Source organism: Curtobacterium sp. PvP017, assembly GCF_054060195.1.
Genome location: NZ_JBSSCY010000002.1, coordinates 671,122 through 684,099 on the forward strand (window position 1 = coordinate 671,122; position 12,978 = coordinate 684,099).

Sequence of the window (12,978 nt, forward strand, 5' to 3'; positions counted from 1 at the left end):
TCCCGTCCGCCACCTGGTCGCGTGGACAGCGCGCTCAGTCGCGCGTCGTGATCCCGAAGGGCGAGCTCTCGAGGTTCGTGAAGTTCCCCACCGTCGCCCGCACCGTGCACGACGGCGCGACCGACAGGGCCGTGACGACCAGCCCGTCGGACGACACCGCCAGTGCCCCCGAGCAGCCGTCGGCGAACCGCACGCCGGACTCCCCGCCGGCCACGTCGACGAGCATCTGCGACGGGCGTCCCGTGGCGGGACTGCGGTAGAGCGGGTTGAGCTCGTCGGCACCGTTCGGCCACACCGGTACCAGGGTGACCGGCAGGGCCGTCTGACTGACCGTGCGGTCGGGCGTCCGGACCTCGATGCCCTGCAACCGCTGCACCGGGTAGGCGGTCCCGCGCACCGAGTCGTCGGTCACGGCAGCTGTGGTGGCCTCGCCGACGCCGTCGAGCCACGTCTGCAACGCCGCGCCGTCCGTGACGGAGGCGAGCGGCACCGAGGCCTCGACCGTGACGTCGCCGCCGGCGGGGACCTCGACGCCGGACAGGGCCCAGGCGCACGCGGTGTCGACACCCGTCAGTGAGGGCTGGTTGCGCTTCGCCGAGATGCCCTCGCCGGTCCAGGTGACGGCGGGGCACGAGGCACTCGAGCGGGCACCGGGGACGACCTCGAGGAACGGACCGGTCAGGGCCGACGCCTGCGCCGCGTACGTGACGCGCAGGTCCACGGTGCCCTTCGCGGGGTCGATGGTCGCGCGGCGGGTGGTGGCGAGGCCCGTGGGCAGTGGGCGGTCCTGCTGGTAGGCGTTGGCGGCCTGTGCGGTCGCGGTGCCGGCGCCCGGCGTCTTCCGCAGCGCACCGGGCAGCCAGACGACCCCGCCGACGACGAGCGCGGCCACGAGCACGACGCCGAGACCGCCGAACAGGAGCGCACGGTTCGTCAGCCACTCGGGGCGGGTGAACCGACGCGCCGGTGCGGGCTCGGCAGCGGGCGCGGCCGGCAGCGGCTGTCGTGCCATCGGCCGGATGACGGTCTGGGAACCGGCGGGGCCGAGTTCCGGCGCCGGGCCGACCACGGCTTCGTCCTCGGGGGTCCCGGTGTCGCCCCGGTCGGCGTCGTGCTCCGGGCGGACCCCGCGGACCACGGTGGCGGGCCGCTCGACCTCGTCGAACGCGTCCGGGTCGCTCGTCGCGGCCAGCGCGGGGGCTGCGGCGAGGGACCGGGCGAGCCGGCGCAGGGTCGCCGCGGCGTCCGCTGCTGCAGGACGGCTGTTCGGGTCCTTCGTCAGCAGGGCGGACACCGCTGCCCACAGGGCGTCGGGCACATCGAGCGGCGGCGGGTTCGACGTGACGTGCCGGTAGGCCACTGCGAAGTCCGTGCCCGGTCCGGCGAAGGGTGTGCGGCCGGACAGCAGCTCGTAGAGCATGACCCCGGCGCCGTAGACGTCCGCAGCGGGACCCGCTCGGCCGTGGCTGATCGACTCGGGCGCCATGTACTGCGGCGTGCCGAGGAGCCCGGTGGTGGTGCGCTCGCGCTCGGCGACGACGGACGCGATGCCGAAGTCGGTGACCCGGACGTCGCCGGTCGCACCGGGGACCCACGGGGTCTGGAGCAGCACGTTGTCGGGCTTGACGTCGCGGTGGGTCACGTCGCGCTCGTGTGCGGCCGCGAGGGCGTCGAGCGTCTCGGCGGTGATGGTCAGGGCGTCCCGTGGGGCCAGCGGACCGTTCGATGCCAGCAGATCGCGCGCGGACCCACCCGGCACCAGGTCCATGACGATCGCGAGCCGGTCGCCCTCGACGACCAGGTCGCGGACACGCACGATGGACGGGTGCTGCAGGGCGAGGAGCACCGAGCGCTCGCGGACGAAGCGTTCGACGATCTGCGGGTCGGCGGCGAGCTCGGCACGGAGCAGCTTCGCGGCGACGTGCTCGCCGGTCGCGGTGTGCTCGGCGCGCCAGACCTCGCCGGTGGCACCGGTCCCGAGCAGCTCGACCAACCGGTACGACGCACCGAGCGGCTCACCCTGACCGTACTGCGCCACTGCGTCCCCGACTTCCCGATTCCCCCGTTGGCCGACCCCTCGCCGACCACGCAATGTTACCGGCCGGTCGGAGCCTCCGCGTGCTCCGGCGCGGCGTACTGCACGTCGATCGCGTGCTGCGTGAACCCGGACCGCCGGTACAGCGCCAGCGCCGGCTCGTTGTTGCCCTCGACGTACAGTGCGGCTGCGGTCAGCCCACGGCCGCTGAGCCGAGCGGTGCCCGCGCGCATGAGCACCCCGCCGAGCCGCTGCCCCTGCAGGTCGGGCCGGACGGCGACGGCGTAGAACTCGCCGATGCCGTCCTCGACCTTGAGCCAGCACGAGCCGGCGAGCCGCCCGGAGGCGTCGCGGAGCAGCAGCAGGTCGTCGCCGGAGAACCAGGCGTCCGACTCGCGGGCGTGCAGGTCGTCGAGCGTCATCCGCCCCTGCTCGGGGTGGTGCGCGAAGGCCGCGGCGTTCAGGGTGAGCCAGTCGGCCTCGTCCTCGGTGCCGGGGCGGAACGCGGACAGGCTGTACCCGGCCGGCACGTCGACGGACGGGGCGTCGGCCTCGTCGATCGACGCTCGGAGCTGCAGCAGGGTCCGGACGGCGCGCCAGCCGAACCGATCGGCCAGTGCACGCGCTGCCGGGTGGTCCCCGTGTGCCCAGGCGAGTACGGGAGCGGCCCCGCCGCCCAGCGCGAGCGCCTGCGTGACGAGGGCGGCCCCGGTGCCGTGCCCACGGGCCTCCCGGTCGACGACGAGTTCCAGCTCGGCGTCGCGGACCACGGCGACCCCGTCGTCGGCCTCGAGGACCGTCGCGCGCCCCGCGCGGACGTCGACCAGGGTCTGGTCGGAGAACGGCGGCGCCTCGCCGGGGACGACGAACCGTGCGAGGTCCGGCACTACTGGCCCATCAGGCGCTCGGCCTCGTCGTCGTAGACGTTGAAGCGGTACCCGACGTTGCGGACCGTGCCGATGAGCGACTCGAGGTCGCCGAGCTTCGCGCGGAGCCGACGGACGTGCACGTCGACCGTTCGGGTGCCACCGAAGTAGTCGTAGCCCCAGACCTCGCTGAGCAGCTGCTCGCGGGTGAAGACGCGCGACGGGTGCGTGGCGAAGAAGCGGAGGAGCTCGAACTCCTTGAACGTCAGGTCGAGCGGCCGGCCGCGGACCTTCGCCGAGTAGCTCGCCTCGTCGATGACGACACCGGACGCCTGGATCTTCGAGCTGGACTGCCCCTTGGCCGCACGGCCCGCTGACAGCCGGATGCGGGCGTCGATCTCGGCGGGGCCGGCGCTCTCGAGCACCACGTCGTCGACGTTCCAGTCGCTGTTGACGGCGGTGAGCCCGCCCTCGGTGACCACGAGCACGATGGGTGTCGTCGACCCGGACGAGGCGAGGATCTTGCACAGGGCCTTCGCACTGACCAGGTCGGTGCGGGCGTCCACGAACATCAGGTCGCTCTGCGGCGCGTTGACCAGCTGGGCGGCCTCGGCCGGCACGTGACGGATCCTGTGGCTCAGGAGACCCAGGCTCGGCAGGACGTCGCCGGGCGCGGTCGAGGTGAGTACCAGGAGCTGTGCCACAGGACCTCCGCAGGTGGATGACGTCGTGGACACATCCTAGTGATGCTCGGGAAGTCCTCATCCGGCCGGACGGTTTGCGCGGGAACCCGCAAGCGCGCACGCAACGCACCGCACCGCACCGGACCGCAGCGCTGCGCTGCACGGCCGCGCTGCGCCTGCGCGCCGGGCGCGACCCCTGTCATGATGGAACGCGTGACCCAGCCAGTGCAGCCCACCGACCAGCGGCGTCTCACGCTGACGTCCGTCCTGCCGGTCTGGATCCTGGCCGTCGTCGGGGCGGTGCTCGTCCTCACGCTCGCCGAGCGCGACGCCTTCGCCTGGCTGCTCCTCGTGTTCGTCGCCTGCGTGATGGTGAGCTTCGTGCTCCAGCTCATCACCGCCACGAAGGACGGACTGGTCGAGCGGATCAGCATCGCGTCCTCCGGTGCCTTCGTCGTGGTGCTCGTCACCGCGGTGGTGCTCCTGGCGCGTTGAGCCGAGCCGCGTAGACTCCGGGGCATGGATTCGCTGCTTGCGCTCGAGCTGTTCTACGTGGGCCTCCTCGGCCTGGCGTCGCTCGCGATCGCGTTCATCTCGGTGGTCGTCGTCGTGAAGCTGTTCAAGGGTCAGCGTTGATCGAGCTCCCCGAGGGCCTGGCGCCCGAACTGGTCCCGTTGTCGTGGCTCGTCGGCGTCTGGGAGGGCACCGGCGTCGTGGAGTACCCCGTCGGTGACGAAGAGGCACCCCGTACCTACGAGTTCGGCCAGCGCGTGAGCTTCAGCCACGACGGCCTGCCGTACCTCAACTACTCGTCCACCACGTGGCTGCTCGACGACGACCACACCCCGCTCGCCGCCGAGATGGGCTACTGGCGGATCGACCGTCCGACGGAACCCGGTGACCGCGGCCCCGCGATGCTCCTGGGCGAGGGGCCGACCCCGTTCAGCACCGTCGAGAGCGTCGAGGCGCTGCGCAACACCACGGACGGCTTCGACGTCGAAGCCGCGATCGTGCACCCGACGGGCGTCAACGAGCTCTACGTCGGCCGGGTGCTCAAGGGTCGGATCGACCTGGCCACCGACGCCGTGATGCGCTCGCCGAACGCGAAGGACTACTCCGCCGCGACCCGCCTGTACGGCCTGGTCGAGGGCAAGCTCTTCTGGGCGTGGGACATCGCCGCGCTCGGTCGCGAACTCACCTCGCACGCCTCGGGGCAGCTCGCGAAGGTCGACTGATGTCGGCGTTCGCGGTGCGCGACGGGTTCGTCGCGTCATCTGGTGCGCTCGGCGCGCCCGCCGCACACTTCGGCAACCCCATCGGTGAGCAGCGGCTGCTCGAACGTGGCTCGGCCGTCGTCGAGCTCGGCCTCGGCGTCGTCACCGTCACCGGACCGGACCGCCTGTCGTGGCTCAACTCGATCACCTCGCAGCAGCTGACCGGCCTGCCGACCGGCGTCAGCACCGAGACCCTCGTGCTCGACCAGTCCGGCCGCGTCGAGCACGCCGCCCGCGTGGTCGACGACGGTTCGGTCGCGTGGCTCCTCACCGAGCCCCAGGACGCGGCACCGCTCGCCGCCTGGCTCGACTCGATGCGCTTCATGCTCCGGGTCGAGGTCGCGGACCGCAGTGCCGACTTCGTCACCGTCGGGTCCTTCACCGACACCGGTGCCGTCGCCGACGCGGTCGTCGAGTGGGTCGACCCGTGGGCGGCCGTCACGCCCGGTGGGTGGAGCTACGCCAGCCTGGAGGCCCACCCCGGCTCCGACTGGACCCTCCGGATCGCGGTGCTCACGCCGGGGGCCGCGGCCGGTCTGGCAGCGTCCGACCGGCCCGTCGCCGGGCTGCTGGCGTTCGAGGCACTGCGGATCGCCGCCTGGCGCCCGACGCTCTCCGATGCCGACGAGCGCACCATCCCGCACGAGCTCGACTGGCTCCGCTCCGCCGTGCACCTGACGAAGGGCTGCTACCGCGGGCAGGAGACCGTCGCGAAGGTGCACAACCTCGGGCACCCGCCGCGTCGGATCGTGCAGCTGCACCTGGACGGGTCCGACGCTGTCCTGCCGGCTCCGGGGACTCCCGTGGTGCTCGGCGACAAGGAAGTCGGACGGCTGGCCGCCTCGGCCGTCCACCACGAACTCGGGCCGATCGGTCTCGCTGTGGTCAAGCGCTCCCTCGACCCCACCGCGACCCTGACGCTCACCGCCGACGACGTCGTGGTGTCGGCGGCGCAGGAGACCATCGTCCCGCCGGAGGCCGGCGCCACGGCGAACGTGCCGCGACTGCCCCGCCTCGGAGCCGTCAAGCGCTCCTGACGGCTCCGGCCGTCACCGACGCTGATCGGCCTGGTTCACCGATTCCGACACGATCCGCCCGCGGTCGATGTGCACGACGCGGTGGCAGCCGGAGGCGACGACGGGGTCGTGGGTGACGACGACCAGGCTCCCACCGCTCCCCACGACCGCGCTGCGGAGGGCCTGCATGACGTCGAGGGACGTCGTCGGGTCGAGGGCGCCGGTCGGCTCGTCGGCGAAGACGACATCGGGGGCGGTCACCTGGGCCCTGGCGATCGCCACCCGCTGGACCTGGCCGCCGGAGAGCTGGCCGAGGCGGCGGTCCTCGAGCCCGGCGAGCCCCAGGACCCTGAGCCACTCGGCGGCCGCGTGCTCGGCCTCCCGCCGATGGCGGCCGGCGAGCAGCAGCGGCAGCGCGGCGTTCTCGACGGCGGTGAGCTCGGGGATGAGCAGGCCGTTCTGGAAGACGAACCCGAAACGGGTACGCCGCAGTTTCGTGCGGTGTTCGCTCCGCATCGTGGCGATGTCCTTCCGACCGCGGTCCGTCGCGAGCATCACCGATCCCGCGGTCGGTGTGTCGATGCCGGCGAGGCAGTGGAGCAGCGTGCTCTTGCCCGATCCCGATGCTCCGGTGATCGCGAGGGACTCGCCGGGCCGGACCGTGATGTCCACGCCGTCGAGTGCGGTGGTGTCCCCGTGGTGACGGGTGAGGCCGGTGGCGACGATGGTCGGTGTCGTGGTGGTCATGCGATGGCTCCGTTCGGTTCGGTCGTGCGGTGGCGGGACGCCGGGGGGTCACCGGGCAGGAGGCGTCCGGTGAGTGCGACACCGATCAGGGCGATGCCGATGCCGACGACGATCGAGACGCCGAGGGTGGTGAGGGACGCGCCGGAGACGGCGCCGACGCCGAGCACCAGCGGACCGACGAGCATCGAGGCCGAGGCCGAGGCGATCGCGGCCATCGTCACGAGCGGGAGCCCGACGCCGCGCAGGCGAGCACCGTCGAGCACGGCGCGTGGGGTGCCTGCACGCTGCAGGGCGAGGTGGAGGTCCTGGTGGTCGAGCACGGCGCTCACCTCGTCGACGGTGACGGTGGCAGCCGTGAGCAGCGACGAGCAGGCCAGCGTGATCATGGTCGTGACGGTTGCGTCGTGCACGAGCACGGGGTCGGACATCGGGGCGAGCAGCGCCATCCCGGCAGCGGCGACCACGGCGGTGAACGTCGTCATCGTGACCCCGCTGACGCGACGCCACGCGGCGAACGGTGACTCCATCGCGGTCCGAGCTGCGATGAGTGCTGCGGCGCTGTCGGCCCGACGATGCGCTCGCGTCGCCAGCAGTCGGATGACGACCGGCCCGATCAGGCGGAGCGTCGACATCGCGGTGACGATCCCGACGAGGATCAGGACGACGCCGATCGTCGACGGTCGGGCGCCGAACACGAGCCCGCCTGCCGTCGTCACCCCGAGGACCACCAGACCGCGCCGCAGTGCACGGGGGTCGACCCGTTCCGGACGCTCCCGACGTCGGACGCCCAGCGGTCCGACGAGCACCCGACGCAGTCCGAGCGACGCCCGCCACATCGCGAGCAGGGTGACGAGCACGACGACCGACCCGATGCCGACCGGTCCGAGGGGCGCCCCGGCCACGGAGTTCCCTGCGCCGGTGAGACCGGGTTGCGCCACGACGCCCGCGATGGCCGTGCCGACCACGGCGCCGACCGCGCTCCCGGGCACGGCGAGCACAGCTGCCTCGAGGACCGGCAAGCGCCGGACCAGTCGTGACGACCCACCGAGCAGCCGGAGCGTCGCCAGCCGGTCGTTGCGGGTGGCGGCGCTCGCCGTCACCGCGGACTCGATGAGCATGAGGACGGGCGCGGCCAGCATCGCGCTGGCGGTCCACGACATGAGGCCGTAGAGCGTGGACACCGGAGCGTCCGCGGAGGCGTACGCGACGAAGGCGTTGCCGAGGGCGGCGAGCACCGCGCCGACGACGGCGAACGCCAGCAGTGCCGCGACCCGAGTGGCCGGACGTGCCGTCCTCGGGCCGAAGAGCAGGGCGAGGAGCCGGAGTGATGTCATACGCAACAGTATTCGGTATGTCACGTACGGGTGCATCGTCCGAGCGGATGACCTCAGGCCGGCGCGACCACGTCCCACGGCACGCTGAGTTCGCCGAGCCGCCACCGCGTCGGCCCGTGCAGGACCGGCCACCCGCGGTCGCGCATGCCCCGCACCGTGGCGATCCACCGCTGCCGGGGCCCGTACGTACTGAGCGAAGCCGCCACCGCCCACGACAGGTCGAGGTCGCGCAGGAACGCGTGTACCCGTTCGCCGGGCACGTTCCGGTGGATCAGGGCCTTCGGCAGCCGTTCCGCCACGATGCTCGGCACGTCGAGCCCGGCGAGCCGGAGCGACACCGTGAAGGTCCGAGGGGCGACGTCGTCGAGCGTCACCCACGAGGCCACCCGGCCGACCTCGTTGCAGGTCCCCTCGACGAGCGCCCCGCCGGGCTGCAGGCGGTCCTGCATGATCCGCCACGACGCCACCACGGCGGACTCGTCGTACTGCCGCAGCACGTTGAACGCACGGATCACGGCCGGTCGACGCTGTCCGGGGGTCGGGGTCTCGAAGCCGCCGAGCCGGAACGTCACGCCGTCGCGGGTACCGGCGTTCGCGAACGCCACGCGTGCCGGTTCGATCTCGATGCCGGTGACCTCGACGTCCGGACGCACCAGGGCCAGACGGTCGCGCAGCTCGAGCGTCGTCGTCGGCGAGGCCCCGTACCCGACGTCGGCGACCAGCGGGTCGTCGGTCCTGCGGAGCGCGGGCAACGACGCGATCCACCGGTCGACACGGCGGAGCCGGTTGTACCCGGTCGTCCCGCGCGTCACGTTCCCGATGGGCATGCCGTCAAGGGTACGGGCCTGCTGACGCTCGGTAGACTCGGCAGCATGACCTCCACGCTCGTCCTGCTCCGTCACGGAAACAGTGACTGGAACCAGAAGAACCTGTTCACCGGTTGGGTCGACGTCCGGCTCAGCGAGCTGGGCGAGAAGGAGGCGAAGCGCGCCGGCGACCTCATCGCCGAGTCGGGCATCGTCCCCGACGTCCTGTACACCTCGCTCCTCACCCGTGCGATCCAGACGGCCGACATCGCGCTGCTCCAGGCCGACCTGGCGTGGCTGCCGGTCAAGCGCGACTGGCGCCTCAACGAGCGCCACTACGGCGACCTGCAGGGCAAGGACAAGGCCCAGACGCTGGCCGAGTACGGCGAGCAGCAGTTCATGGAGTGGCGCCGTTCGTTCGACGTCCCGCCGCCCCCCATCGCCGACGGCGCCGAGTGGTCGCAGGCCGGTGACCGTCGCTACGCCGACCTCGGCGACGAGCTGCCCCGCACCGAGTCGCTCAAGCTCGTGATCGACCGCCTGCTGCCCTACTGGGAGTCCGACATCACGAAGGACCTGGGCGAGGGCAAGACCGTGCTGGTCACCGCGCACGGCAACTCGCTCCGCGCGCTCGTGAAGCACCTCGACGACATCTCCGACGACGACATCGCCGGGCTGAACATCCCGACGGGCATCCCGCTGGTGTACGAGCTCGACGACGACTTCCGTCCGACGAAGCCGGCGTACTACCTCGACCCCGAGGCCGCTGCCGCCGGCGCTGCCGCCGTGGCCGCCCAGGGCGCCAAGAAGTAGCTCGGCACACACGAACGCCCCGTCCGGAGTCCGGGCGGGGCGTTCGTCGTGCGGCCGGTCAGACGAAGTGCGAGGCGATCTCCTGCACGAGGGCGCCGACGTCGTACGGGCTCGTCGTGTCGACCCGGATCACCGGGACGCCCGGCAACCCGACGGGTCGAGCGTCGTCCTCGTGTTCGTCCCAGAAGGCCAGCACCTCGTCGAGGTCGCCGTGCACCTCGTGCCGAACCGGCACGGTGCCCGGGTCGTACCGGTCGCGCAGCCGCTCCTCGGCGCTGGGCCGGTCCGTGTCGCACCACACCTCGACGGCGCGCGGCGACCCGGCGGACGTGAGCCCGGCCTCCAGGCGGTCCCGGTCACGCGACGGCAGCCAGACGGCGTCGAGGACGACCCCGTTCTCGACGGCCCGCGCCATGGACCACATCGTGTCCATCGCGATCCCGCCGAGCGGACGCGACGCGATCATCGGGCCGACGACGTCGGCGAGGGGCTCCTTGATCCGGTCCTTCGACAGGAACGGGCAACCGAGCACCTCGGCCAGCGCCGCGCCGATCGTGCTCTTGCCGGAACCGGGCATGCCGTTGACGATGATCGCGACCTGAGCCATGCGTCGATCCTCGCAGAACCGAGCGGGTGCCGAGCGCCGCGGAACGGAACCGAACCGGGTCAGACCGCGGCGGTCGAGGTGGACGCGCCGGTCCAGTCGCCGGTCGCCAGGTACTCGACCTTCTTCGCGATGGAGACCGCGTGGTCGGCGAAGCGCTCGTGGTAGCGCGAGGCCAGGGTGGCGTCCACGGTGTCGATCGGCCCGCCCTTCCAGGCCTCGCCGAGGACGAAGTCGAACACGCTCGCGTGCAGTTCGTCGACGGCGTCGTCCTCGTCGCGGATCTCCGCAGCCAGGGCGATGTCCTCGGTCGCGAGCAGCCGCGTGAGCTTCTGCGACATCGCGACGTCGTGCTTGCCCATCTCCTTGAACGTGCCGCGGAGACCCTTCGGCACGACCTTCTCGGGGAAGCGCTGACGGGCGAGCTGCGCGATGTGCTCGGCCATGTCACCCATGCGCTCGAGCGAGGAGCTCACGCGCAGGGCGGTGACGACGACCCGCAGGTCGCGGGCGACCGGTGCCTGGCGGGCCAGGATGTCGATGGCGATCTCGTCGAGGCTGTTGGCGGCCTCGTCGATCTTCTGGTCGTCGGCGATCACCTCCTCGGCGAGGGCGACGTCGGAGTCGCTGAAGGCCTGGGTGGCCCGGGTGATGGCGGACTCGACGAGTCCGGCGATCTCGGTCAGTCGCTCCTGGACGTCCTGGAGTTCCTGCTGGAAGACTTCGCGCATGGGGGAGTACCTCTCTCTGCGTACCGGTCGAGTGTCGTCAGCCCAGGTGAACGAACGGTGACGTGGGGCTGAACGCTTCGCGTTCCGGCCTTCCGAGGCGGGTGAACGGTACCGGAACCCCGCGTGACCATCCCTACACTGGCGACATGGACAACGCGTGGCTCGTGCCACTGTCGATGCTCCTCGGCGGGGTCTTCGGCGCGGGCGTCGTGGTGCTGATCATCACCGCCGAGCGCACGGCACGTGCTGCCGACGTGGCAGAGCGGACCCTGCCCGACGGCGTCGCAGCAGTGATCGCGACGATGCACAACCCGGCGGTCGTCATCGACCCGTCGAACACCGTCGTCGCCGCGTCGCCCCAGGCGCTGACCGTCGGGCTCGTCGTCCGGCGACGGCTCGTGCACCAGGAGCTCCTCGACCTGGTCGACCGGGTGCGCAAGAGCGGCGAGATGGGGGCGGAGGACCTCGAGCTCCCGCGCGGACGCCACGGGGAGCTCATCGGGTACCTCAGCTTCCGTGCCGCCCAGCTCGGCAACCGGTACGTGCTCATCACCGCGGACGATCTGACCGAGAGCCGGCGCATCGACGAGGTCCGCCGTGACTTCGTCGCCAACATCTCGCACGAGCTGAAGACCCCGATCGGCGCCATCGGCCTGCTGTCCGAGACGCTCGTCCTCGCGGCCGACGACCCCGCGCACGTGAAGAAGTTCGCCGCGCAGCTCATCACCGAGTCCGAACGGCTCGGCGCCCTGACGAAGGACATCATCGAGCTGTCCCGGCTGCAGTCGGTCGACGCGCTGGAGAACAGCGAGGAGACCGGTGTCGACAAGATCGTGCAGGCCGCGATCGACGCGAACGAGGTCGTCGCCCGCGCCCGCTCGATCGAGATCATCCGGGCGAAGAAGTCGAAGCTCCGGGTGATGGGCGACCCCGGCCTGCTGCAGGTCGCGGTGTCGAACCTCATCGCCAACGCGGTGAAGTACTCACCCGACGGCACCCGCGTCGGCGTCGGCGTCCGGTCCGCGAAGGGCTTCGTCGAGATCGCGATCACCGACCAGGGCGTCGGGATCCCCGAGGCCGACCTCGACCGGGTGTTCGAACGCTTCTACCGCGTCGACCCCGCCCGGTCGCGCGCCACCGGCGGCACCGGCCTCGGCCTGGCGATCGTCAAGCACGTCGTGGGCAACCACGGCGGCGACGTCCGTGTCTGGTCGCAGCCCGGCAAGGGCTCGACCTTCACCATCCGCCTGCCCGAGGCGGACACCGAACTGACCACCGCACTCGAAGAGCAACTGGAAGAGCAGCCATCGTGACCAAGATCCTCATCGTCGACGACGAGCCGGCCCTGAGCGAGCCCCTGGAGTTCCTGCTGCAGCGCGAGGGGTACGAGACCTCCGTCGCTGCCGACGGCGTGACCGCGCTGTCGAAGTTCGACTCGGAGAACCCGGACCTGGTGCTCCTCGACCTCATGCTGCCCGGGTTGTCCGGCACCGAAGTCTGCCGGCAGATCCGCACCCGGTCGAACGCCCCGATCATCATGCTGACGGCGAAGGACTCCGAGGTCGACATCGTCGTCGGGCTCGAGCTCGGCGCGGACGACTACGTGACGAAGCCGTACTCGACCCGCGAGCTGCTGGCCCGCATCCGCGCGGTCCTGCGGCGTCGCACCGAGGACGACCCGGCGGACAGCGGGATCCTGCAGGTCGGCGGCATCCGGATGGACGTCGAGCGGCACACGGTGTCGGTGGACGGCTCGGAGACGGCGATGCCCCTCAAGGAGTTCGAGCTGCTCGAGCTCCTGCTCCGCAACGCCGGGCGGGTGCTCACCCGTGGCCAGCTCATCGACCGGGTGTGGGGCTCCGACTACTTCGGCGACACGAAGACGCTCGACGTGCACATCAAGCGCATCCGCTCGAAGATCGAGCGCGTGCCGTCCACCCCGGAGATCCTGGTGACGGTGCGCGGTCTCGGGTACCGCATCGAGGCCTGAGACGGATGGACAGGAGGCCCGGTGCCGGTCCCTGGGACCGGCACCGGGCCTCCTGTCTGACGCGGTGGTGCGTGCGCGG

The 12,978-nt window shown here is 71.8% G+C and carries 14 protein-coding genes; 6 read left to right on the forward strand and 8 right to left on the reverse strand.

Annotation, left to right across the window (positions count from 1 at the left end; all coding sequences use genetic code 11):
• Positions 1-34: 34 nt before the first annotated feature.
• From ACVKXF_RS07255 to ACVKXF_RS07265, 3 genes are read right to left on the reverse strand one after another with little or no spacing between them, the layout of a single operon-like run.
• Positions 35-2,038: a serine/threonine-protein kinase gene (locus tag ACVKXF_RS07255; RefSeq protein ID WP_456795314.1), complete on the reverse strand. Its 2,004-nt coding sequence runs from the start codon at positions 2,036-2,038 to the stop codon at positions 35-37.
• Between the two features lie 56 nt (positions 2,039-2,094).
• Positions 2,095-2,922, reverse strand: a complete 828-nt coding sequence (mshD, locus tag ACVKXF_RS07260) for a mycothiol synthase (protein ID WP_456795315.1) — start codon at positions 2,920-2,922, stop codon at positions 2,095-2,097.
• A complete protein-coding gene (locus tag ACVKXF_RS07265; RefSeq protein WP_111085255.1) occupies positions 2,922-3,605 on the reverse strand; it encodes a response regulator transcription factor in 684 nt (227 codons plus the stop codon). The genes mshD and ACVKXF_RS07265 overlap by 1 nt, the downstream gene beginning before the upstream one ends.
• Before the next feature lie 192 nt (positions 3,606-3,797).
• On the opposite strand from ACVKXF_RS07265, the gene ACVKXF_RS07270 reads away from it, so the two are divergent.
• The 3 genes from ACVKXF_RS07270 (at position 3,798) to ygfZ (ending at position 5,895) form a co-directional block, all read left to right on the forward strand.
• Positions 3,798-4,079, forward strand: a complete 282-nt coding sequence (locus tag ACVKXF_RS07270) for a hypothetical protein (protein WP_222658683.1) — start codon at positions 3,798-3,800, stop codon at positions 4,077-4,079.
• 137 nt (positions 4,080-4,216) lie between these two features.
• Complete coding sequence (locus ACVKXF_RS07275) at positions 4,217-4,819, forward strand: FABP family protein (protein WP_111085252.1); 603 nt, start codon at positions 4,217-4,219, stop codon at positions 4,817-4,819.
• The gene (ygfZ, locus tag ACVKXF_RS07280; RefSeq protein ID WP_456795316.1) at positions 4,819-5,895 is read left to right on the forward strand and encodes a CAF17-like 4Fe-4S cluster assembly/insertion protein YgfZ; all 1,077 of its coding nucleotides are present in this window, start codon (positions 4,819-4,821) and stop codon (positions 5,893-5,895) included. Before ACVKXF_RS07275 ends, ygfZ begins: the two co-directional genes overlap by 1 nt.
• Before the next feature lie 12 nt (positions 5,896-5,907).
• Here the strand turns inward: ygfZ and ACVKXF_RS07285 are convergent, their stop codons facing one another.
• Genes ACVKXF_RS07285 through ACVKXF_RS07295 form a run of 3 tightly spaced genes read right to left on the reverse strand, consistent with a single transcriptional unit; the run spans position 5,908 to position 8,782 of the window.
• Entirely contained in the window at positions 5,908-6,621 is a 714-nt protein-coding gene (locus ACVKXF_RS07285) for an ABC transporter ATP-binding protein (protein ID WP_456795317.1), read from the reverse strand.
• A complete protein-coding gene (locus ACVKXF_RS07290; protein ID WP_456795318.1) occupies positions 6,618-7,955 on the reverse strand; it encodes an FtsX-like permease family protein in 1,338 nt (445 codons plus the stop codon). The genes ACVKXF_RS07285 and ACVKXF_RS07290 overlap by 4 nt, the downstream gene beginning before the upstream one ends.
• Before the next feature lie 53 nt (positions 7,956-8,008).
• The gene (locus ACVKXF_RS07295; RefSeq protein WP_456795319.1) at positions 8,009-8,782 is read right to left on the reverse strand and encodes a class I SAM-dependent methyltransferase; all 774 of its coding nucleotides are present in this window, start codon (positions 8,780-8,782) and stop codon (positions 8,009-8,011) included.
• Positions 8,783-8,827: 45 nt separating this feature from the next.
• Between ACVKXF_RS07295 and ACVKXF_RS07300 the strand changes: the two genes are divergently transcribed.
• A complete protein-coding gene (locus ACVKXF_RS07300; RefSeq protein ID WP_222658679.1) occupies positions 8,828-9,574 on the forward strand; it encodes a phosphoglyceromutase in 747 nt (248 codons plus the stop codon).
• 58 nt (positions 9,575-9,632) lie between these two features.
• Here ACVKXF_RS07300 and ACVKXF_RS07305 read toward each other — a convergent pair whose 3' ends face one another.
• On the reverse strand, positions 9,633-10,181 hold the full coding sequence (locus ACVKXF_RS07305; RefSeq protein WP_456795320.1) for an AAA family ATPase: 549 nt from the start codon (positions 10,179-10,181) through the stop codon (positions 9,633-9,635).
• A 59-nt stretch (positions 10,182-10,240) separates the two neighbouring features.
• Positions 10,241-10,909: a phosphate signaling complex protein PhoU gene (gene phoU / locus ACVKXF_RS07310; RefSeq protein WP_111085245.1), complete on the reverse strand. Its 669-nt coding sequence runs from the start codon at positions 10,907-10,909 to the stop codon at positions 10,241-10,243.
• 146 nt (positions 10,910-11,055) lie between these two features.
• Between phoU and ACVKXF_RS07315 the strand changes: the two genes are divergently transcribed.
• Together ACVKXF_RS07315 and ACVKXF_RS07320 are read left to right on the forward strand one after the other, a co-directional pair.
• Entirely contained in the window at positions 11,056-12,222 is a 1,167-nt protein-coding gene (locus ACVKXF_RS07315; RefSeq protein WP_123311982.1) for a sensor histidine kinase, read from the forward strand.
• Positions 12,219-12,899, forward strand: a complete 681-nt coding sequence (locus tag ACVKXF_RS07320; protein WP_111085241.1) for a response regulator transcription factor — start codon at positions 12,219-12,221, stop codon at positions 12,897-12,899. The genes ACVKXF_RS07315 and ACVKXF_RS07320 overlap by 4 nt, the downstream gene beginning before the upstream one ends.
• The last annotated feature ends 79 nt before the right edge of the window (positions 12,900-12,978 follow it).